The sequence below is a fragment of the Brochothrix thermosphacta DSM 20171 = FSL F6-1036 genome, from assembly GCF_036884295.1.
Classification (GTDB): Bacteria; Bacillota; Bacilli; order Lactobacillales; family Listeriaceae; genus Brochothrix; species Brochothrix thermosphacta.
This window is the reverse complement of the sequence record NZ_CP145608.1, coordinates 1,739,449-1,760,945: the sequence shown is the minus strand read 5'-3', so window position 1 is coordinate 1,760,945 and position 21,497 is coordinate 1,739,449. Positions and strand designations below refer to the sequence as shown.

23 protein-coding genes and 1 other annotated feature (1 of these 24 running past the window's edge) are annotated in these 21,497 nt (G+C 35.8%); of the genes, 16 read left to right on the top strand and 7 right to left on the bottom strand.

Annotated features, from left to right (window positions below; genetic code table 11):
* Positions 1 to 11, top strand: a binding site (T-box leader) (it extends 213 nt beyond the left edge of the window).
* 68 nt (positions 12 to 79) lie between these two features.
* The 6 genes from hisS (at position 80) to arsC (ending at position 6,238) form a co-directional block, all read left to right on the top strand.
* Positions 80 to 1,366, top strand: coding sequence for a histidine--tRNA ligase (gene hisS / locus V6S17_RS08900; protein WP_029092297.1), 1,287 nt, complete (start codon positions 80 to 82; stop codon positions 1,364 to 1,366).
* Positions 1,366 to 3,138, top strand: a complete 1,773-nt coding sequence (aspS, locus tag V6S17_RS08895; RefSeq protein WP_029092296.1) for an aspartate--tRNA ligase — start codon at positions 1,366 to 1,368, stop codon at positions 3,136 to 3,138. The genes hisS and aspS overlap by 1 nt, the downstream gene beginning before the upstream one ends.
* A 309-nt stretch (positions 3,139 to 3,447) precedes the next feature.
* Positions 3,448 to 4,026, top strand: a complete 579-nt coding sequence (locus tag V6S17_RS08890) for a VanZ family protein (RefSeq protein ID WP_029092295.1) — start codon at positions 3,448 to 3,450, stop codon at positions 4,024 to 4,026.
* A gap of 131 nt (positions 4,027 to 4,157) precedes the next feature.
* Positions 4,158 to 4,511 carry an ArsR/SmtB family transcription factor gene (locus tag V6S17_RS08885; RefSeq protein ID WP_029092294.1) on the top strand — a complete coding sequence of 118 codons (354 nt, stop codon included), beginning with the start codon at positions 4,158 to 4,160 and terminating at the stop codon, positions 4,509 to 4,511.
* A gap of 3 nt (positions 4,512 to 4,514) precedes the next feature.
* A complete protein-coding gene (locus V6S17_RS08880; RefSeq protein ID WP_029092293.1) occupies positions 4,515 to 5,807 on the top strand; it encodes an arsenic transporter in 1,293 nt (430 codons plus the stop codon).
* A gap of 14 nt (positions 5,808 to 5,821) precedes the next feature.
* Complete coding sequence (arsC, locus tag V6S17_RS08875) at positions 5,822 to 6,238, top strand: arsenate reductase (thioredoxin) (protein ID WP_029092292.1); 417 nt, start codon at positions 5,822 to 5,824, stop codon at positions 6,236 to 6,238.
* 65 nt (positions 6,239 to 6,303) lie between these two features.
* Here arsC and V6S17_RS08870 read toward each other — a convergent pair whose 3' ends face one another.
* A complete protein-coding gene (locus tag V6S17_RS08870) occupies positions 6,304 to 7,101 on the bottom strand; it encodes a DUF1189 domain-containing protein (RefSeq protein ID WP_029092291.1) in 798 nt (265 codons plus the stop codon).
* Positions 7,102 to 7,312: 211 nt separating this feature from the next.
* Here V6S17_RS08870 and V6S17_RS08865 point away from each other — a divergent pair, with 211 nt between their 5' ends.
* Complete coding sequence (locus V6S17_RS08865; RefSeq protein ID WP_244877117.1) at positions 7,313 to 9,445, top strand: peptidoglycan D,D-transpeptidase FtsI family protein; 2,133 nt, start codon at positions 7,313 to 7,315, stop codon at positions 9,443 to 9,445.
* A gap of 140 nt (positions 9,446 to 9,585) precedes the next feature.
* Here the strand turns inward: V6S17_RS08865 and V6S17_RS08860 are convergent, their stop codons facing one another.
* Entirely contained in the window at positions 9,586 to 10,092 is a 507-nt protein-coding gene (locus V6S17_RS08860; RefSeq protein ID WP_029092289.1) for an endolytic transglycosylase MltG, read from the bottom strand.
* Between the two features lie 17 nt (positions 10,093 to 10,109).
* Positions 10,110 to 10,472, bottom strand: a complete 363-nt coding sequence (locus tag V6S17_RS08855; RefSeq protein ID WP_036027613.1) for a hypothetical protein — start codon at positions 10,470 to 10,472, stop codon at positions 10,110 to 10,112.
* Between the two features lie 219 nt (positions 10,473 to 10,691).
* Here V6S17_RS08855 and rpmG point away from each other — a divergent pair, with 219 nt between their 5' ends.
* The 3 genes from rpmG to V6S17_RS08840 all read left to right on the top strand — a co-directional run bounded on the left by rpmG (position 10,692) and on the right by V6S17_RS08840 (position 12,508).
* On the top strand, positions 10,692 to 10,841 hold the full coding sequence (gene rpmG / locus V6S17_RS08850) for a 50S ribosomal protein L33 (protein WP_029092288.1): 150 nt from the start codon (positions 10,692 to 10,694) through the stop codon (positions 10,839 to 10,841).
* A gap of 71 nt (positions 10,842 to 10,912) precedes the next feature.
* Positions 10,913 to 11,455, top strand: coding sequence for a 5-formyltetrahydrofolate cyclo-ligase (locus V6S17_RS08845; protein ID WP_029092287.1), 543 nt, complete (start codon positions 10,913 to 10,915; stop codon positions 11,453 to 11,455).
* A 51-nt stretch (positions 11,456 to 11,506) separates the two neighbouring features.
* Positions 11,507 to 12,508, top strand: coding sequence for a LacI family DNA-binding transcriptional regulator (locus V6S17_RS08840; protein WP_029092286.1), 1,002 nt, complete (start codon positions 11,507 to 11,509; stop codon positions 12,506 to 12,508).
* 69 nt (positions 12,509 to 12,577) lie between these two features.
* Here V6S17_RS08840 and V6S17_RS08835 read toward each other — a convergent pair whose 3' ends face one another.
* Entirely contained in the window at positions 12,578 to 12,760 is a 183-nt protein-coding gene (locus V6S17_RS08835) for a hypothetical protein (RefSeq protein ID WP_029092285.1), read from the bottom strand.
* Positions 12,761 to 12,953: 193 nt separating this feature from the next.
* Between V6S17_RS08835 and rbsK the strand changes: the two genes are divergently transcribed.
* Genes rbsK through rbsB form a run of 5 tightly spaced genes read left to right on the top strand, consistent with a single transcriptional unit; the run spans position 12,954 to position 17,600 of the window.
* The gene (rbsK, locus tag V6S17_RS08830; RefSeq protein WP_029092284.1) at positions 12,954 to 13,835 is read left to right on the top strand and encodes a ribokinase; all 882 of its coding nucleotides are present in this window, start codon (positions 12,954 to 12,956) and stop codon (positions 13,833 to 13,835) included.
* Positions 13,832 to 14,230, top strand: a complete 399-nt coding sequence (gene rbsD / locus V6S17_RS08825; protein WP_029092283.1) for a D-ribose pyranase — start codon at positions 13,832 to 13,834, stop codon at positions 14,228 to 14,230. The genes rbsK and rbsD overlap by 4 nt, the downstream gene beginning before the upstream one ends.
* Before the next feature lie 24 nt (positions 14,231 to 14,254).
* Positions 14,255 to 15,733: a sugar ABC transporter ATP-binding protein gene (locus tag V6S17_RS08820; RefSeq protein ID WP_029092282.1), complete on the top strand. Its 1,479-nt coding sequence runs from the start codon at positions 14,255 to 14,257 to the stop codon at positions 15,731 to 15,733.
* Position 15,734: 1 nt separating this feature from the next.
* On the top strand, positions 15,735 to 16,670 hold the full coding sequence (gene rbsC / locus V6S17_RS08815) for a ribose ABC transporter permease RbsC (protein WP_029092281.1): 936 nt from the start codon (positions 15,735 to 15,737) through the stop codon (positions 16,668 to 16,670).
* Between the two features lie 12 nt (positions 16,671 to 16,682).
* Positions 16,683 to 17,600, top strand: coding sequence for a ribose ABC transporter substrate-binding protein RbsB (rbsB, locus tag V6S17_RS08810; protein WP_029092280.1), 918 nt, complete (start codon positions 16,683 to 16,685; stop codon positions 17,598 to 17,600).
* A gap of 268 nt (positions 17,601 to 17,868) precedes the next feature.
* Here rbsB and V6S17_RS08805 read toward each other — a convergent pair whose 3' ends face one another.
* The 3 genes from V6S17_RS08805 to V6S17_RS08795 all read right to left on the bottom strand — a co-directional run bounded on the left by V6S17_RS08805 (position 17,869) and on the right by V6S17_RS08795 (position 19,945).
* Positions 17,869 to 18,381, bottom strand: coding sequence for a helix-turn-helix domain-containing protein (locus V6S17_RS08805; RefSeq protein ID WP_051536010.1), 513 nt, complete (start codon positions 18,379 to 18,381; stop codon positions 17,869 to 17,871).
* 591 nt (positions 18,382 to 18,972) lie between these two features.
* Positions 18,973 to 19,485 (bottom strand): hypothetical protein, encoded by a 513-nt coding sequence (locus tag V6S17_RS08800; RefSeq protein ID WP_051536009.1) that lies wholly within the window; start codon positions 19,483 to 19,485, stop codon positions 18,973 to 18,975.
* Between the two features lie 31 nt (positions 19,486 to 19,516).
* On the bottom strand, positions 19,517 to 19,945 hold the full coding sequence (locus V6S17_RS08795) for a thioredoxin family protein (RefSeq protein ID WP_029092278.1): 429 nt from the start codon (positions 19,943 to 19,945) through the stop codon (positions 19,517 to 19,519).
* Positions 19,946 to 20,245: 300 nt separating this feature from the next.
* Here V6S17_RS08795 and V6S17_RS08790 point away from each other — a divergent pair, with 300 nt between their 5' ends.
* Entirely contained in the window at positions 20,246 to 20,737 is a 492-nt protein-coding gene (locus tag V6S17_RS08790; protein WP_051536008.1) for a DUF3916 domain-containing protein, read from the top strand.
* The last annotated feature ends 760 nt before the right edge of the window (positions 20,738 to 21,497 follow it).

Genomic DNA, 21,497 nt, shown 5'->3' with positions numbered 1-21,497 from the left:
TCGTCCCTTGTTCTTAGGAGCAGGGTGACGTTCGTTTTCTTTTTTTTGTACTAAAAATTATTAAGGGGGCCATTAAATAATGAAAATTCAAATTCCGCGTGGAACAGTTGATATAATGCCAGGAGAAAGCGAAAAATGGCAATATGTCGAACATGTTGCACAAGAAATATTTAAACGTGCACGTTACAGTGAAATTCGTACACCTATTTTTGAACATACCGAGCTTTTCCAAAAAGGTGTAGGTGACACAACTGACATTGTTACAAAAGAAATGTACACTTTTAACGATCGCAAAGAACGTTCAATGACATTGCGTCCTGAAGGGACAGCTTCAGTTGCGCGCGCCTACGTTGAACATAAATTATTTGGGCAGGTTAATCAACCCGCAAAATTATTTTACTGTGGGCCAATGTTCCGTTATGAACGCCCTCAAAAAGGTCGTCAACGCCAGTTTGTTCAAATAGGAGCAGAAGCAATTGGTGTCCAAGACCCAGCAGTAGATGCTGAAATGATGGCATTAGCCTTGTCGATTTACCAAGAACTAGGTTTAAAAGAAATTAAATTAGTTATTAATTCACTCGGTGATAAAACAAGCCGTTTAGCTCACCGTGAAGCACTCATCGCTCATTTTAAACCGAGCATTCACGAGTTTTGTTCAGATTGCCAAACACGTCTCGAAAAAAATCCATTGCGTATTCTTGACTGTAAGGTCGATCACGCTCACCCATTAATCGCAACAGCCCCATCGATTATTGATTTCTTAACAGATGAGTCACTTGATTATTACACGCAAGTTAAACGTCACCTTGATGTGATTGAAGTGCCATATGTGGAAGATGCAACAATGGTACGTGGTTTAGATTATTATAACCACACAACATTTGAAATTATGAGTGAATCAAAAGGTTTTGGTGCAATTACAACACTCTGTGGCGGTGGCCGTTACAATGGTTTAGTGGAAGAATTAGGTGGACCTGCATCACCGGGTGTGGGCTTTGCTATGAGTATTGAACGTTTATTAGCGGCACTAGCAGCAGAAGAAATCACGTTGCCAATTGCTAATCACTTAGATGTCTTTGTTGTAGGTGTCGGTGAAGCTGTTTCACCTATCACTTTAAAATTAACATTAGCGGCACGTAAAGCTGGATTTACGGCAGAACGAGATTATCTTTCTAAGAAAGTTAAAGGCCAATTTAAAACAGCAGATCGTGAAAATGCCCGCTTTGTGGTTGTGGTCGGCGAAGAAGAATTAGCAGAAGGTTTAATCGTTATTAAAGATATGACAACGGGCACACAAGAAAAAATTGCGATGTCAGATTATATAGCAACACTACAAAAAAAGCAGCATGAAGGAGAGACAAACTAATGGATAAGCGTACAACTTACTGTGGATTAGTAACAAAAGAATATGTTGGACAAGAAGTTACTTTGAGTGGCTGGGTACAAAAACGACGTGATTTAGGTGGACTAATCTTTATCGACCTCCGTGATCGTGAAGGTTATGTTCAAATTGTTTTTAATCCAGATGAATCAAAAGAAGCTTTAGCAATAGCTGAAAAAGTCCGCGGCGAGTATGTTGTGACAATCAAAGGTAAGGTTGTTGAACGTCATGAATCACAAATTAATCGTAAGCTTAAAACAGGTGAAATTGAAATTTTAGCGAGCTCAATTGAAATTTTAAACGTTGCTAAAACGACACCGTTCTATATCGAAGATGGCGTAGAAGTATCAGATGATTTACGTTTGAAATACCGTTACCTTGATTTACGACGTCCAGAAATGTCAAAAATCATCCGTACGCGACATGATATTAAACGTGCTGTTCGTGATACATTAGATGATTTAGGTTTCATTGATATTGAAACACCCATGTTAAACAAATCAACACCAGAAGGTGCACGAGACTATTTAGTACCTAGTCGTGTCCATCCAGGACATTTTTATGCATTGCCACAATCTCCTCAACTCAATAAACAGTTGTTGATGTCAGCTGGTTTTGATAAATATTACCAAATCGTTCGTTGTTTCCGTGACGAAGATTTGCGTGGCGACCGCCAACCAGAATTTACACAAATTGATATTGAAACAAGTTTCCAATCAGCCGAAGATATTCAAACAATGACTGAAAACTTGTTAAAAGCAGTTGTGAAAAAAGCTAAAGGCGTTGATATTCCGACACCATTTCCGCGTATGGAGTACGATGAGGCAATGGCGCGTTACGGAAGTGATAAACCTGATGTCCGCTTTGGTCTTGAGTTACAAGATGTCGCAGATATTGTCGTTGATACTGATTTCAAAGTCTTTTCACAAGCAGTTGAAAATGGCGGACAAGTTAAAGCCATTAACATTGTTGGTGGTGGAAAAGCTTATTCACGTAAACAAATTGATGCCTTAGGTGAGTTTGTTAAAGTATACGGTTCAAAAGGTTTAGCTTGGCTTAAAGTTGAAGAAGGCGAATTAAAGGGACCTATTGCTAAATTCTTTGATGCAGATAAACAAGCAGCATTAACTGAACGTTTAAATGGTAACGTGGGAGATATGTTTGTTTTTGTCGCAGATAAAGCAAGCGTCGTCGCAGCATCATTAGGCGCTTTACGAGTGAAAGTTGCTAAAGAGTTACAATTGATTGATGAAGAACAATTAGCCTTTTTATGGGTCGTTAACTGGCCATTATTTGAATATGATGAAGAAGCAGAACGCTTTGTCGCAGCGCACCATCCATTTACTATGCCAAATGAGTCAGATGTAGCATTGCTAGATACAAAACCTGAGGATGTCTATGCACAGGCCTATGATGTCGTTTTAAATGGTTATGAATTAGGCGGCGGGTCACTACGTATTTATGATAGTGCTATCCAAGCCAAGATGTTTAAAGCATTAGGATTCACAGAAGAAGAAGCCCGTGCACAATTTGGTTTCTTAATGGACGCATTTGAGTATGGTACACCTCCACATGGCGGTATTGCATTAGGACTTGATCGTATTGTCATGTTATTAACAGGACGCGATAATATTCGTGACACAATTGCCTTCCCTAAAACAGGACGAGCAAGTGATCCAATGACTCAAGCCCCATCAACAGTAAGCGATAAACAATTGGATGAATTACGTCTGAACGTTACAGCTAAAGAAGAGTAAAAGCAAAACCAAACGTTCAGCTCCAAAGAAATTGGAGGAAATAAAAATTTGGTTGTGTTTATCAAAATATTATTTATGAAATTTCATAGGAGTTGTTTGGTAATTGCTAGAGTAAAATAAAAACATAAATAGCCGTTCAATGTCAGCTAGCTTGTAGAATGGAAAGAGAGTACAAACGTCCAGCGTCTGTTTATTAAAAACGTTCCTGTAAAACGCTCACGAAAAGTGAAAAGAGTGTATAAACTATAGTAGACTAATAAAATCTGGCTCTCCGATTTTTCGGAGAGTTTTTTTAACGGAGGTGATCAAATGAAAGTACGAGCACTGGTGCTTTTTTTAGCAACATTTTTCTGTGTGCATTTAATGTATGACTGGTGGTGGCGGCCGCGTTTTCAAGTTTATATTGGTGAGGAAAATGGATGGTTAGACGGGCCTTGGTTGTCTTTCATAATTGTTCTTATCATTTCTATTTTTATCACATTGACGCTCATACAATTAAAGCGAAGACGTTTTAATCTTTATTTTATTTATGTGAGTTATTCACTCTATTTTGTAACTATGATTTTCTTTTTGTTTTTCAAAAGTGTTGGTTCATATGGTTATTATGTTGGAATCACAACATTAATTGATGAACTTAAAAAAGGAAAAATCGTTGAAGCACTCTTTAATATACTCTATTTTGTCCCGTTAGGAATGTTGCTGACACGACTAAAACGAAGTATTTTTTTCTTGGTATCATTACTAGGTTTGTTCCTCATAGAAATTAGCCAATATAGTTTGGAGTTAGGTTATTTTGATACAAATGATATATTATTAAATTTTATTGGTTTGTATTTGGGTCGTTTTTTATGGTTGCAATTAAATAATGAAATTGAGTTGTATCGTTAATAACTAGATGACGTTAGAAAGCAAATCGAAGTTACTCTATAACAGGGTAATTTCTTTTTTTGTTGACATCATAATCACATAAGAATATAATTATGTATGTAAATAAGAAGAAAAGAAAGAGGTGAACTAATATGACAGTTACAAAAACTGCTATCCCTGAAGCCACACTGTTACTGAAATTGATGGGAGATAAAACACGTCTTACAATGATGCGCTTAATGCAGCGGCACGAATGTTGTGTATGTGAATTCGTTGATATGTTTGAGATGAGTCAACCAGCTATCAGTCAACATTTGCGCAAATTAAAAGACGTTGGTTTAATAAAAGAAGAAAAACGTGGTCAATGGCATTTTTACTCGTTAAACGAGAGTCACAAAGATTACCCTTTTGTAGCAACTATTTTAGAGCAATTGCCGTTAGAAGATGAACGAATAAAAAAATTAGAAGCCCAGGGCTTACGCATTACCTGTGGTTTAGGAGAGTAAGAAATGCAACTAATATTAGCAGTACTTATCTTTATTGTGACGTTGATTTTTGTTATTTGGCAGCCTAAGAACCTTTCAATTGGTTGGTCTGCTTGTATAGGAGCATTGATAGCACTGCTCCTTGGTGTCGTTACTTTAAGTGATATTGTGGAAGTAACAGGCATTGTTTGGAATGCGACCTTAGCATTTATCGGCATTATCATCATTTCTCTTATTTTAGATGATATTGGTTTTTTTGAATGGGCCGCTTTGCATATGGCACGTTTTGCAAAAGGTAATGGGAAAAGATTGTTTATCTATGTAAGTCTACTAGGTGCGATTGTAGCCGCCTTATTTGCAAATGATGGGGCCGCGCTCATTTTAACACCGATTGTTTTAGCAATGGTACGTAATTTGAAATTAAGTGATAAGCTAATTTTCCCGTTTATTATTGCCAGTGGTTTTATCGCCGATACGACATCATTACCACTGATTGTAAGTAACTTAGTTAATATTGTTTCAGCCGATTTTTTTAATATTGGCTTTGTTGAGTATGCATCTCGGATGATTGTACCCAACCTGTTTTCGTTACTAGCAAGTTTAGCTGTTCTGTTGTTATTTTTCCGTAAAAGTATTCCGAAAAATTACAATGTTGAAGACGTGAAAGAACCGCGTTTAGCTCTCAATAATAAGGCGATGTTTAAACTGTCGTGGTATGTTTTATCCGTATTACTCATCGGTTATTTCACAAGTGAGTTAACTGGGATTCCTGTATCAATTATTGTGGGTATCATTGCTATTTTCTTTTTCATCATGGCAAAGAGAAGTCAATCTGTTGATACAAAAGCGATTTTACGTGGAGCTCCTTGGGCGATTGTTTTTTTCTCAATCGGAATGTATGTGGTCGTATTTGGATTACGTAATGTTGGATTAACCGCAGTATTATCTGATATTATTCAAGCGGCAGCTAATCAAGGTTTGTTTGTAGGAACGATGTCAATGGGATTCATTGCAGCACTATTGTCATCAATTATGAACAATATGCCGACTGTTTTAATTAATGCATTAGCGATCAATGATGTTGTAACAAGTGATGTCGTAAAAGAAGGTTTAATTTATGCCAATGTAATCGGTGCAGATTTGGGACCTAAAATTACGCCGATTGGTTCTTTAGCTACGTTGCTCTGGTTGCATGTGTTATCACAAAAAGGTATGAAAATTAGTTGGGGTGCGTACTTTAAAATAGGTGTGATATTAACCATACCGACCTTAACTATTACGTTAATTGGGCTTTATCTTTGGTTACTTATAATATAGGAGGTATTTTGAAAATGACGAAAAAAACTATTTATTTTTTATGTACGGGCAATGCATGCCGTAGTCAAATTGCTGAAGGGTGGGCAAAAAAACTATTGCCTGATTGGAATGTTCAAAGTGCGGGGATTGTTGCTCATGGTATTAACCCCAAAGCAATAGCGTGTATGGAAGAGATTGGTATTGATATATCTCAACAAAAATCGACAGTTATGTCAGAAGAAATTTATTCACAAGCAGACTTAGTAGTCACACTATGTGCTGATGCTGATGAAAATTGTCCAATTGTTAGAGCCGAAGTCCCACGTGAGCATTGGGGATTTGAGGATCCGGCACGAGCAACGGGTACAGAAGCAGAACAATGGTTAGTGTTTCAACAGGTAAGAGATGCAATAGGTGAAAGAATCAAGCAGTTTGCAAAAGAAAAAGTGTAATCCTTAAGGGATTACACTTTTTTTTATAACGATTAAACAATCAAGTGTTCATTTGCGCTAGATTATTATTTCTCTTGCGACTGAGGTAACGATTGATCATCAGTTGGAATGCGTTTTACTGCTAGGAACATAATCACAATCGTGATGAGGATATTAAATTCTGACAGATAAGAAATTGAAATGTTAAGTGTTTCAGCGATAAATGTAAAGACAGTCATTAATGTCCAACTGAAGGCTGAAATACGAACCGCATCCAGATAACTGATTGTTTTCCGTCCTGATTTTCCAAGGAAGAAAGCAAACAGACCATAAAAGAAGACTTTGATCAGTGTAATAACAATGAGTAAGATAAACATGAAGATAAGCACCAATGTCATCACATACGATGAAGAAGATATTGCTGTATCAAGTGTTTTTACCAAGTCCGCTTTACTTGCAATATTTGCCATACTATAAGGGATTGTTTGTGAAGTCCCAAAATATTCTAAGGCAATACCTTCTTTAAAAAAGCCAACGCCAACTTTATTGACGGGCGTTACCTGCGACAATGAATCCTCATCCATATCATTGCTTGCATTAAAAGCTAACACGCCTTGGTCAAGGGATTCAACAACGGCTTTTTTACTATCCGATTGTAATTTACCATCTTTAACAGTAAACTCCGGAAAGTCATTTTTGATTACTTGATGAACATCGGTGAGTAATGTTTTAGAAACAGTCGTTACTAAATAAGCTGTGGGTATGAACGCAAGACACACAAGTAAAATGAGTTGTGCAATTAAACCACCTGTCTTAACGTGTCGGTATGTTGCGATATCGTCGGGAGAATAAATACTTTTGAAAAAACGTTTTAAAAAGGTCATTATGGTTGTAGCCACCTATCTATTGATATTAGTATGTGTTGTGTAAAAAGCATTACTTACAGTTAATAATATCTGACTCTTGCTCGAATTGCAAAAGAGTTTAATACGTTTATAATAAAATTTACGATTTAATGACCCTTGTTTGTGGCTTTATTACGAAATATGTACTAAAATTAAGAAAGTACTTTTTAAAACGGAAGGATTGTTTTATGTGAAGGTGAAAAAAAGTCGGAGTAAGCGTAAAGCACATATTCCAATACGATTAAATATTCTATTCTTTATAGTATTCATTTTATTTGCAGTATTAATTTTGCGATTAGGTTTTTTACAAATTGTTTATGGTGAAGATTATAAGCGTGAAGTGGAACAAACCAACAGTACAACGGTTACAAAAAATGTGCCACGTGGTGAAATTTACGATCGTAATTTCAAAAAATTAGTAGCGAATAAACCTGAAAACACAATTACATATACGCGTTCTACGTCAACAAAATCAGCGGATATGTTAAAAACAGCAGAAAAACTTTCGACAATGATTAAAGTTGATACAGAAAGTTTAACTGAACGTGATCAGATTGATTATTGGATTTTAAAACATCCTAAAGAAGCAAAAAAGAATACGAAGTTAACAGAGAAAGAACAGAGTGAGATAGGGAATGATGACTACTATAAAAAACAAGTAGAGTCAGTGACCAAAGCACAACTCGATTCACTTACTCAACAAGATAAAAACATCGCCTTTATTTATCGTCAATTTAATGCAGGTTACGCGTTAACACCTGTGAATGTGAAGAGTAAAGATGTTACCGATGTGGAAATAGCTAAAGTGAGTGAAAATCTGGGTGACTTGCCAGGTGTTGATACAGCGAAAGATTGGATTCGTTCATACGACAGTAAAACGACGTTACGTTCAATTCTCGGGAGTGTTACAAGTGAGAAACAAGGATTACCTGATGAAAGCTTGCAGAAATACTTAGCATTAGGATATGCTCGTAATGATCGTGTCGGCCAAAGTTATGTTGAGCAACAATATGAATCATTGTTGCGTGGTTCTAAAGCCGAATACAGCAGTGAAACAGATTCAGACGGTAACGTTATTTCAACTGTTCAAGAATACGCTGGTAAAAAAGGTAGTGATGTTATTTTAACAATCGATGCTGATTTACAGTCAAAAACAGATGAAATTATTAAAGAAGCATTGAAATATGGTAAAACAACTCCGGGAACACGATTATTAGACCGTGCTTACGTTGTTATTACAAATCCTAAAACTGGTGAAATTTTAACATTATCCGGTCAACAGTACAAAAAAGGTAAGTTTGAGGATGATTCACTTGGAACGTTTACCTCTTCTTATGTTATGGGATCAGCAATTAAAGGTGCAACGGTCATGGCCGGTTATACTTATGGTAAGCAGCCAGGATATTCTGAAATCGATGAACCGATTATTCTTAAGGGAACAGCGAAGAAAAGTTCATGGTTTAACCGTGATAACTCATTTGCTATGAATGATATTTCAGCGTTACGTCAATCTTCTAACTCGTTCATGATGAAAACGGCATTAGATATTGCAGGTGCTACTTACGTCAAAGATGGTTCGCTTGATATTCCCAACAGTGCTTTTGATAAATTACGAAAAGTATACGGTGAATTTGGTCTAGGAGTTAAAACGGGTATTGATTTACCGGGTGAAGCAACGGGTATTATTGGTCAAGAAAAAGAACCGGGGAAATACCTCGATTTATCTTACGGTCAATATGATGGTTATACACCGTTACAATTAAATCAATACGTTTCAACTATTGCTAATAATGGTTACCGTATTGCGCCGCATATTCTTAAGCAAGTCAGAGATGCTACCAACGAAGATGATGAAGTTGGAGCATTACAAACACAAACGAACCCACGAATCCTCAATAAAATTGATTTACCTAAGAGCTACTTTGAACAGGTCAAAAAAGGATTTTATGAAGTAATGAACAATACATCTGGCGGTACAACAAGTGGTACAGGTGCTACTTACTTTGCTGGATTGGATTATAAGGTAGCGGGTAAAACGGGTACTGCTGAGTCATTTTATGCGGGTCCTGATTGGGATTACACATCTGGTATCCCAGCACCAGCCGTTTGGAATACCACGTTTGTTGGTTATGCGCCTTACGATGATCCAGAAATTGCTGTCTCTGTAGCTGTGCCTTGGGCATATGAAGGCGATAGTGACAACAAGTTAAACATGCGTATCGCTAAAGATGTTTTTGATGCTTACTTTGAACTTCAAAAAGAACGAGCAAAAAAAGCAGACGGTACTGATAAAGCACTTTATTCAGACAAAAAAGATAAATAATCCCAGCTTTCAAATTTTTGTGATTAGATCCTGGATAACAATTAAAAAGGATTGTAGAAACCAACTTCTACAATCCTTTTTTTGTGCATAAAAAAACCCAACTCTGCTTATAATAGCTAAGTTGGGCATTTGAATCGTTATTATTGTTGACCTGTAATTGTTTTGGCAATATCGTCAAGGTTCATTGATTTTTTGATGGTATATGTTCCATTACGAATGAATTTTTCATAACCATTATTGCGAAGGAATTCTGTGAAATACTCCGCATCGCTGATCATTCCACTCTCTTTCAATTTTTTGGCTACATCCGAAGCGGGTTCACCGGAACCAATGGAAATATCAGCACTATCTGTCTCTTTTTTATCGTCTTTTTTGCTAGATTCGTCTTTTTTAGACGTCTCTTTTTTTGTTTCTTCTTCAGCTTTATCTTCTTTTTCTAATTTGGCTGTTTCAGTTTCAGCTAATAAATCCTCGTATTTCTTTTTCCAGTCTGCTTGTTCTTTTGTTTGGGCGGCTGTTTTTGTTTCAGGAGCAGCTTCTTTTTTACTACCAGCAGTTGCGTCGTTACCAAACAGTTTAAATCCAAGAACAAACAAAGCAGCTACAAGGAAACCAATTCCTAACCAGCGATAAGCTTCTCTAGTCATAGTTGCCTCCTCGTTGATTATACATTATGCACATAATCATATATTATTTTTTCAACTTTATCGAGTGGTGTAGCCGTTTTAATGGCAATGTTTTCTGGAGAAACACCAGACGTATAAAGGACCGTAATTTCTTGTTTTAACAGTTCGTTAAGATTGATTTGTTCAGTTGCGAAATTGTGACCTGCATTTGAAGAGTCAATTTGTAAGACGTCTTCAATGCGGTTGATGCGCTCACGCAGCGCACTGTTTTCTTTGAGTAGATGAACAGAACGTTCGTCAATTTCTTTTTCTAGACTAGCAGTATCGCTCTTTTTCATAAATGAAAGAACAAGAGAAATCGCCGCGAGTATTAATAAAATGATAATAAGTATAGTACTCATGATTGAATGGACACCTCTTTTCACTTGTGTATTGGTTTTTAAATCACTCTGCACTAATTATATCGCATATTGTACAAACTGTCATAATATTCCATTGTTTTTATCATTTAGTTCGTTTAGTCTGAAAGTCCACGTTATCGACTTGACAATAGGGTGGAATAAATGCTATTATGAAACCATTCTTGTGCTGAATTAATCAGACGATAGGGAGGGAAAAACATGCGCGTAAATATTACATTAAAATGTACTGAATGTGGCGAACAAAACTACATTTCTACGAAAAACAAACGTACTAATCCGGAACGTGTTGAATTAAAAAAATATTGTCCACGTGACAAGACTTCAACAGTACACCGTGAAACAAAATAATAACAAAATGGGACAAAGTCAATTTGATTTTGTCTTTTTTTATACCTATTTTTAAATGGGAGGGAACCTGTATGTCCTTTAAAAAACAGTTGCGTCAGGAAGTATTGGCACATTTATCAGCCCTATCACAAACAGAACGCTCTGAAAAACAAGTGTCATTATATAAACAGCTTTTCGATAGTTTAGAATGGCAGCAAGCTAAAACGATAGCAGTTACAATTAGCAAACAGCCTGAATGTGAAACAAGGCCGGTTATTGAACAAGCTTGGAAAGAAGGCAAAGGCGTATTCATTCCGAGAACCGTCACTAACGGGCGATTGATGGAATTCTGTAGTTATACGCATAAAACAGATACAAGAGACGTATACGGGCTGCAAGAGCCTTTATTAGAAGCTATAAGTACATCTAAAGACTCAATTGATTTAATTTTGGTTCCAGGTGTAGTTTATCATCAGAATGGTTATCGTATTGGTTTTGGTGGTGGGTATTATGATCGATACCTCGCAGATTACCGTGGCAAGACAGTTTCACTTGTTTTTGAAGAACAACTCAGCGATAAGGTTGTAGCAGAAAGATATGATATCGCTGTGCAACGTTTAATCATATCCAATTGAAAGAAACAACCATACTTGCTAAGATAGACAGAGAGAGGAGATGATACAACAGTGAAAGTAACAATTAAAGACATTGCAAAAGAAGCCAATGTGTCCATCACAACGGTCTCTCTCATTATCAATGATAAAGGGCAACGCTTTAGTGAGGAAACACACGCAAGAGTGAAAACGGCCATTGCTAAGTTGGATTATCAACCGCATTACTTTGCTAAAAATCTTAATAAAACAAAAAGTAACACAATTGGGTTTATCGTTTCTGAAATAACCAACCCCTTTTTTGCAGAGTTGGCAAAAGTAATAGAAGATGTCTTAGTTGAACAAGGTTACTTGGTATTGTTATGTAATTCATCTTCTGATAAAGAGCGAGAAGAGCGTTATGTTGATGAAATGCTTTATCGTTTTGTTGATGGTGTTTTTCTGGCGGGAACCGTTTCGGATAATGCACATCTATTAGAAAAATTGAAAAAACGTAAAGTTCCATACATATTACTGGATAGGCCAAGTGAGTACAGTCAGACAAATGGGATTTTTATTGATGATTTTGCAGGTGGAGTAGAAGCCACTAATTACTTGATAACACATCAACATCAAGCGATTGGTTGTATTACGGCAAATGAGCATTTTAGTAATATTCATCAACGTGCGCAAGGTTATCTCGCAGCAATGGCAAGTCAAGGAAATACACCTGTGGTTGAGATTGCTGATGAAGTGAATGAATATAGTGGTTATCAATTGGCTGGTAAACTATTAGATAAAGGTGTCAGCGCAATATTTGCTTGTAGTGATATTATGGCTTTTGGTGTTTATAAAGCAGCAGCTGAACGAGGGTTTAAAATTCCAGAAGATTTATCAGTTATTGGTTTTGATGATATTAATTTAACGCACTTTATGTTACCACCGTTGACAACAATCACTCAGCCTACTAAAGCAATCGGTGAACATGCTGCACGTCAAATGCTAGAAATGATTGAGACGGGCAATTTAGTTGTCCCTAATACGGTTTTAGATATCGCGTTGAAAACACGATCAAGTGTCATAGTGAAGCAATCATAAAGGGTAAATTGCCCACATTATTTAATATAACTTTAGCTTAAAGCCAACCACACAAAAAGTGGCTGGCTTTTATTTATTTCTAAGTGAGACTTTTATGCAGTCAGTGCAATAAAAACGTGCTTCCAATCGCAGATACGCTTTTATTTCTGTAATCCCTTTTCGTTTAGGGTTTTTAAGATTAACAAATGTATTTTCACCGGGTTGAATAATTTTTTTGCACACAACACAGTGTGTGTGTTTTGATTTGAACATTGTAAACCTCCTTTAGGACACAAAAGATTATGGTTATGATTATAGCATAGTCATAGTAGAAAGAGTAAATTTATTTATAAATATATCGGTGTATAATTACATTTTATTTTAGTAATTGACAAAGTAAAACGTTTTACCGTATACTGTAATTATATAAAGAAAGCGCTTACTAAGATATGCGGGAGGAATTAAAATGGCAAAAGTTACAGTAGTTGGAAGTTTATCAATCGATTTGGTAGTACGTGCAGCCAAACGACCAGTAGCAGGCGAAACAATTATAGGTGAAGATCTTTCATTGTTCCCTGGGGGTAAAGGTGCAAATCAAGCAGTTGCAGCAGCTCGATTAGGTGCAACAGTAACAATGGTGGGTTGTGTCGGAGACGACAGTTATGGAGAAATGATTATTAAAAATTTAGAAAAAGAAAATGTTAACACTTCATTAGTAAAACGTTTTACTAAAAAAACAAGTGGTACAGCTCATATTACAGTTGCCGAAGGTGACAACAGTATCATCGTTGTAAAAGGTACAAATGACTTAGTTGATGAGTCATTGATTGAAGAAGCGCGTGCTGAAATTGCATCATCTGATATTGTCATGGCTCAATACGAAATCCCATTACCAATAATTGATTATCTAGCAAAAGTGTGTGAAGAGGAAGGCACAAGCTTTTTACTAAATCCAGCACCAGCGGCTGATATTCAAACAGAGACACTAAAACGCATTACATATTTAACACCTAATGAAAATGAGAACAAGTTAATTTTTCCCAATAAAACCAGCGATGAAGCGATTGCTGATTTCCCGGGTAATTTACTAGTTACTCTGGGGGAAAAGGGTGTTCGTTTCCAAACAGATACCATCCAAACAGTGCCCGCTTTCAAAGTAGCAGTAACGGATACGACAGGTGCAGGTGATACATTTAATGGTGCTTTTGCTGTCGCGATTGCTGAAGGAAAAGATATCGAAACGGCTGTATTGTTTGGCAATGCTGCTGCTGCTCTCTCAGTCCAAAAATTAGGTGCACAATCAGGGATGCCTGATCGCGAAGCAGTTAAGGAGATGTTAACACAATGAAACGAAATGGAACATTAAACAGCGAAATTGCAAAAACGTTGGCTGATTTAGGACATACAGATACCGTTGCTATTGGTGATTGTGGTTTGCCAATTCCAATTGATGTCAAAAAAATCGATTTAGCATTGAAGTTAGGTACACCAAGTTTTATTGATGTGTTAACAGAACTTGTCGCCGAAATGGTTGTTGAAAAAATAACGATTGCAACAGAAATACATACAGAAAATGCCGCAATGTTTGCACAAATACAATCAATTGTTGGCTGTGAAATAGAATACATTGAAGTGAGTCACGAGGCATTTAAAGAACAGCTCAGCACAACTAAAGCTGTTGTGAGAACGGGTGAAGCAACACCTTACGCAAATTGCATTTTACATGCAGGGGTAAACTTTTAAAAGAAAAGAGAGGAGTGACAGACCATGGAAATCACGATGAAAAATATTCATAAAGCGTTTGGAAAAAATGAAGTGTTACGCGGTGTTGATTTTGAATTAAAGGCAGGTGAAATCCATGCCTTAATGGGTGAAAATGGTGCTGGTAAATCAACTTTGATGAACATACTGACAGGTTTACACGCTAAAGACCAAGGTGATATTAGTGTTGACGGCGTGAAAACAGTTTACAAAAATCCTAAAGAAGCTGAGAAAGTCGGGATTAGTTTTATTCATCAAGAATTAAATATCTTTCCGAACTTAACTATTTTAGAGAACCTTTTTATTGGTAAACAGATGAGCAAATTTGGTCTGTTACAAACCAAACGAATGCAGCAAATTGCTGAAGAAAAATGCCGTGAGATTGGGATTGATTTGCCTCTCTATAAAGAAGCGAGTGACTGCTCAGTAGGGCAACAACAAATGGCAGAAATCATGAAGAGTTTAATGACAGATGCTAAAGTGATTATTATGGATGAACCAACCGCAGCGTTAACTGAAACTGAAACAGAACATCTTTTTCGTGTAATGGAGCAATTACGTCAACGTGGGGTTTCAATCGTTTATATTTCCCATCGAATGGAAGAAATTTTCAAATTATGTGATCGTATTACTATTATGCGTGATGGTATATCTGTTAGTACTGAGGCGATTAAAGATACTTCATTTGACGATGTTGTAAAAAAAATGGTGGGTCGTGAGCTAACTGAACGATATCCTGAACGACACCCAGCATTAGGCGAGGTTGTGTTGGAAACAAACGGCTTAACTAAAAAAGGTGTGTTTGAAGGTATTTCTTTTAAAGTACATGCAGGTGAAATTCTAGGTGTTTCTGGTTTGATGGGTGCTGGTCGTACAGAAATTATGCGAACATTGTTTGGAATGGATCAGTATGATAGTGGTGAAATGAAAGTGAAAGGTAAAAAAGTCAAATTCAAAGAACCACAAGCAGCGATAAAAGCTGGTTTAGGCTTTATAACAGAAAATCGTAAAGAAGAAGGACTTATCCTCGATTTTTCTATCAATGATAATATTGCGTTGGCAAGTATTCAAGATTTTTCACCAAAAGGCGTAATGTTAGAAAAACAAGAACGCGACTTCACTGGTTTATTGGCTAAACGTTTGTCAATTAAAATGGCATCGCTTGATTTAGAAGTCGGAGCTTTGTCAGGAGGAAATCAACAAAAAGTAGTCATAGCTAAATGGATTGGAATTGGACCGCAAGTTTTAATTATGGATGAGCCAACACGAGGCGTTGATGTTGGCGCAAAACGGGAAATCTATGAACTGATGAATGAATTAACGGAACGTGGCGTAGCAATTATTATGGTATCGTCAGAACTACCCGAAGTTTTAGGAATGAGTGATCGTATCATCGTCATTCACGAAGGTAAAGTAACGGGTGAGCTGTCGAAAGCAGAAGCAACGCAAGAAAAAATAATGACATTCGCAACAGGGGGAAAATAAAATGAGCGTCAAACGTTTTGGAGAGAAAATAGTACCATTTATCGGCTTAATATTATTAGTGGCAATTGTAGCCATTTTAAATCCGGCGTTTTTAGAGCCGTTAAACTTACTGAACTTATTGCGTCAAGTATCAATCAATGCACTCATTGCATTCGGTATGACCTTTGTTATTTTAACAGGGGGGATTGATCTATCCGTTGGTTCGATTTTGGCACTCTCAAGTGCATTTATGGCGGGAATTATTGTCAGCGGTGTTGATCCAATTATTGCGATTGTACTGGCATGTATCATCGGTGCTGTATTAGGTGCAGTCAACGGTTTATTAATTACTGTTGGAAAGATGGCACCTTTTATCGCAACATTAGCAACAATGACAATCTTCCGAGGGTTAACCCTTGTTTATACGAATGGTAATCCGATTACGGGATTGAGCGAAAATTTCTTATTCCAAGCTTTTGGACGCGGTTATCTTTTTGGTATCCCTGTTCCAGCTATTACAATGATTGTGACGTTTATTATTCTATGGTTTATCCTGAATAAAACTGCTTTTGGTCGTCAAACTTATGCGTTGGGTGGCAATGAAAAAGCAGCAATCATCTCAGGAATCAACACGAATAAAGTGAAAGTAATGATATACGCATTAACTGGTTTATTAGCAGCCTTAGCAGGTGCGATTTTAGCATCACGTTTAGACTCAGCGCAACCAACCGCAGGTCAATCATACGAATTAGATGCGATTGCAGCAGTAGTTTTAGGTGGAACGAGCTTAACGGGTGGTAAAGGTCGTATCGTCGGAACGCTGATTGGGGTACTTATTATTGGGACATTAAACAACGGTCTAAACTTATTAGGTGTGTCAAGCTTTTACCAAATGGTAGTTAAAGGTGCTGTAATTGTAGTAGCAGTACTAATCGATCGTAAAAAAAGTAAAGCGTAGAGGAGAAACGATATGAAAAAATTAAGCATCTTATTTATCGCAACGCTATTGCTACTCAGTGGGTGTTCTTTAGAAGCACCAGGTTGGGCGAAAAAAGAACGTAAAGTTGATGTGAAAGACATCACGATAGGTGTTTCCATTTCAACCTTAAATAACCCTTTCTTTGTATCTGTTAAAGATGGTATTACTAAAGAAGCTAAAAAACAAGGCATCACAGTGAAAATAGCCGATGCACAAAATGATTCATCAAAACAAAGCAACGATGTGGATGATTTGATTCAACAAGGTGTGGATGTATTATTAGTTAATCCTGTTGATTCGGCAGCGATTTCTTCAGCAGTAAAAACAGCGAATGATGCAGCTATTCCAGTCATCGCGATTGATCGCTCGGCAGATAAAGGTAAAGTTGAGACCTTGGTTGCATCAGACAACCGTGAAGGTGGCAAGATGGCAGCTCAGTATATTCTTGATCAATTAGGCGATAAAGCGAAAGTAGCTGAATTAGAAGGTGTTCCAGGCGCTTCAGCGACACGTGAACGAGGCGAAGGGTTCCATAGCCTTGCAGATACTAAATTAGATGTTGTTGAGAAACAATCAGCTGATTTTGATCGTACGAAAGGGTTAAATGTTGCTGAAAATGTTCTGCAAGCAAATAGTAGCATTCAAGCAATTTTTGCCCAAAATGATGAAATGGCTTTAGGAGCTGTTGAAGCAGCGAAAAGTGCAGGTAAAGATATCATTATCGTTGGATTTGATGGCAATGACGATGGTTTAAAAGCCGTTGAAACAGGAAAAATGTCTGCGACTATCGCACAACAACCTGAATTGATTGGTAAAAAAGCCGTTGAATCTGTCAAAGATGTAGCAGCCGGCAAAAAAATTGAAGCATTAATACCTGTTGAATTAAAACTAGTAACAGGTAAAAAATAAAATAACAGGGATACAATCGTAAGGACTGTGACTTGTTGAGCAGATTTTTCCCTTGAAAAAATCTAAACTGTTAAAGTGGACGGTGTCTTTTAAAGTAGCTGTATAATAAAAACCCTAACTTTTAGGGGTCAGCACCTTACGGGGTCTTTTTCTAGCATTTCTTGTTTTAAAAACAGTTCGGTTAAAGCAACAATTAAAGGAAAGTACAAATTAGTGGGTTTCACAAGTAACGTCAACGTTATAGCGACAATAAGTAACAAAAAATTGACTATTCAATAGTAATCGTACCGCCAAAATTAAATACATCACTTAGCCAATCGTAAAAGACGAAACATGTAGAAGCAGTTGAAATGAACGATAAAATAAGAATTAATTTATACAGTTGATTACTTTTTTTATTTTTCATAAAAACAAGAGGTAAGATGGTGAAATTTAAAGGTGCAAAAACAAAAGTAAATAAAAGAATAATTAATAAAAACCAACTATCATTATTCTTGCTTGTTGAAAGTACTTTTCTAATATTAGCTAATTTTTGTTGCTGTGTATGAATGGTTTCGTTATTACGAGATATTTTTTCTTTTAATTGCTTATTCTCTTTGGTCAAATCTTGGATAGATATTTTATAAAAAGAAGCAAGAACTATGAGGTTAGCGATATCTGGCATGCTAGATCCATTTCCCCATTTTGAAATTGATTGTCTTGAAATATTGAGTTTATCTGCACCCTCTTGTTGCGTGAACTTTTTGTTAGGACATGCGGATTTAAGTTGTTTTGCTAACATAATAAAGTCTCCAATCTAAAACTGTCATTCTGTAAATACAGAATGACAGTTTTATTAATTGTATTAAAAATACTATTGCTTTAGGATTTGTTTTTAAAACAGTAGAACCTAAAGTTTTTTCATAGATCAATACAGAGTTGATTCTAATTTCCCGTAAAATAGGTTTGAAATAACGAACTTTTGGTTAGTATTTTTTATACAAATATAAGAGGAGAAAAAGAAGGGACAGCCAAAAATCATCACTGATGTATCTAACAATGCGATTACGACCGTTACAACTAAAACTGATACGTTTTTACAAACAATTGCAGATAATAATGTCGCTTTGAAAAAAGATACTAATTCAAAAATGTAACCTAAAAACATTAATAAAAAGAAACTAAGAGAAGAAATTATGTTCCCTATTATTAAGTATTTTTGTTTGATTTTCAATGAAAATAGAAGACCAATAATCCCTAAGAAAAAGGTTAGCATAACATATGGATTAGCGATTCCTAAAAATATATTAGGAATCCACAAAAATATACTTAGTAATATACATATAAGAGATATAGAATAGAATGTTTTAAACATAAAACCTCCAACGTTCTTTTATGCGAATGGGTTGCAAGGAGCTAATTTAAAGTAAGTAACAATACCTACGGCGAATTTTTTTTCGGTTTTACCCATTTTCCCACTATTTTTTCCAATGTAATTAATGAGGTCCTTGTCACAGCTGCAAGCGAAATATCCTCTTTTACCATAACATTTATCATGATTCATACAACCAGTGTCTAATTTATTTTTTGGCTTTCCACTGCCGTACTTAGGACCGCACCAATTTCCGTATATTGGAATTCCTCTGCTTTGTATTAGTTTTTCTATATCTTCGCTGTTTCCTGACAATGATTCATATTTCAAAGCGAATTCAGCAGATTCAATTAAGTCTTTTGAAAGACTGTCTCTTTTTGCTTTGTCTATATCAAAATAGAGAATATCATCTTTTTTATAAAAATAAGACAATAAAAAATCTGAATCGTTCTCTACAGTAGAAACTTCAGAGGCTGATACAAGTGAGATATTAAAAGGGAAAGGTACAGTTATTAGAAATATGGTTAAAAACACAATTATTTTTTTAAGAATAAAACAACACTCCTTACTTTTTTGGGGTCATAAATTTTTTTATTTCATCGGTGTTAATAGTATCGTTTAGAACCTCTTCTATTTCTCCGTTTTTGATCATTAGAAGCGTGGGAACTCTATCAATCTGATATAAATCTAATATGTCAATCACTGATTTTTGATCTTTACTCTGTCTGTGTTCATCGGTATTGAAATAGTAAACTGTTTGTTTTATTTCTTTAGAAATTTTTTCTAGTCTAGGTTGGAACACTTCACAGTTAGGACAGCTAGGTCTGCCAAAATAAACAAAATAAATAGCGTTGTCGCTTTTTTTCATCAAAACAGATAATTCTTGTGATTCTTTAATATTAACTAGGCCGACTATGTCTGACGAACTGTTTTTAGAACAACCGAACAAAAATATAATAGATATTAAGGAGAATATTAAAAGTACATTCCTCAAGACATTACCTCCCTTCAATTACAACCTTACTACATATAATTTTATAGTCACGCACCAATCAGTTGCGCAACTTATTTACGTGGTTGTACATCAATGATATCAATGGTAAAGTTAAATTGAAAAATTTTACCCAAAAAGTAAAAGACAAGCATGGAAAGACCCGAAAACCGGATTCGTTAAAGAAAAAGATGAGGCTGGTCATGGTGGAAAAAAATGGAAAATAAAAGATAAAAATAATAAACGTAAAGCTTCTACAGATGGAAGTGGGAAAATATTATCTAAATAAAAGAAGTTTTTGTATTGTCTAAAATAAGAGGGTTGAAAAGAAAATGGTTGGAGATGCGTAATGAATTATATGAGCTAAGTTATGAGAGTGAAGATAATATTAACGAAATATTTATAGCGCAGTCATTTGAATACTCACGAAAAATAAACTTACGACACAAAAAAGAACTTGTGAATGACCTTTTAGAAATATTTGATAGAAAGACTGAAACAGGTAAGTATGACTATCTTATTTGGTTTGACTTAGACGATATAATGGAATCAAGCATATTGATATTCAAAGATTCCGAGGAGTTTAAAAGTTTTGTGAGTAGTAAAATGAATTATGATGAAGAAACTGATAACGACTTCTTTTTAAAGGTAGTAGACTCTTTTTCGTCAGCTATATATGAGATGTTATTTGATAGGTTCGATAAAAAAAATATGCATATTTTTAAAGGTGGAAATAGATCAGAAGGTTATGATAAACCGATAATGATTTATATGAAAGGTGATAAAAACAAATAAAAAAACCATCATGAAATGAATGTAGGGATACTCTTTATGGCTCTTTTTCGAGCGATTAATAGAAAAAACTTGCAAATAAAGAGTGATAGAGTCAACCTGAGCTTAATAAATAAACGAACGTAAACAGCAAAAAAGTCATCAGCTCCCCAGCCGATGACTTTTTATAAACTGAGTAAGAATAAAGCTTCTTACAAAGTTTTGCTTATTGAACTTACTATAATGTAAACTTTAGTTTTTGAGATACGAAGTTGTATCTTACCACTTGATTTTATCGGAAGAATCAAAAAAACGATTGTAGCAAATCTTTGTTAAGTAGAAACGTACTTTTTACAAGGTTTTAGCTACAATCGTTTTTTGTTGTTTATTTTTAGCACACACAACTAAATAACAGTTTTAAAAGAAAGTATTGTGGGTTAGTGGCCGTAGTGAAAAGGAAACACTCGCAGTTTACTGTTCAGGTGATGACGGTATTCGGCGTCAGGCAGTGGACAATTGAAGAACTGCATGTGACAACACCATAAGAGAAACGAACAATCGAGGGCGATAGATCACGCTATTTCATTTAACTTCTAGCGAAAAAGTGAGTGCGCTCACACAGATATATTTAGGTTTTAAGAGTCGAAATGACTGATTTTTTTAAGCAACTCTTTAAACATTAAGCAACACTCCAAATAGGAGTGTTGTTTTTTTGCACATAATAAATCGTCTGGTTGACAAAAGCCGACTGAAACGATAAGATTAAATCTGTAATTCATATAAA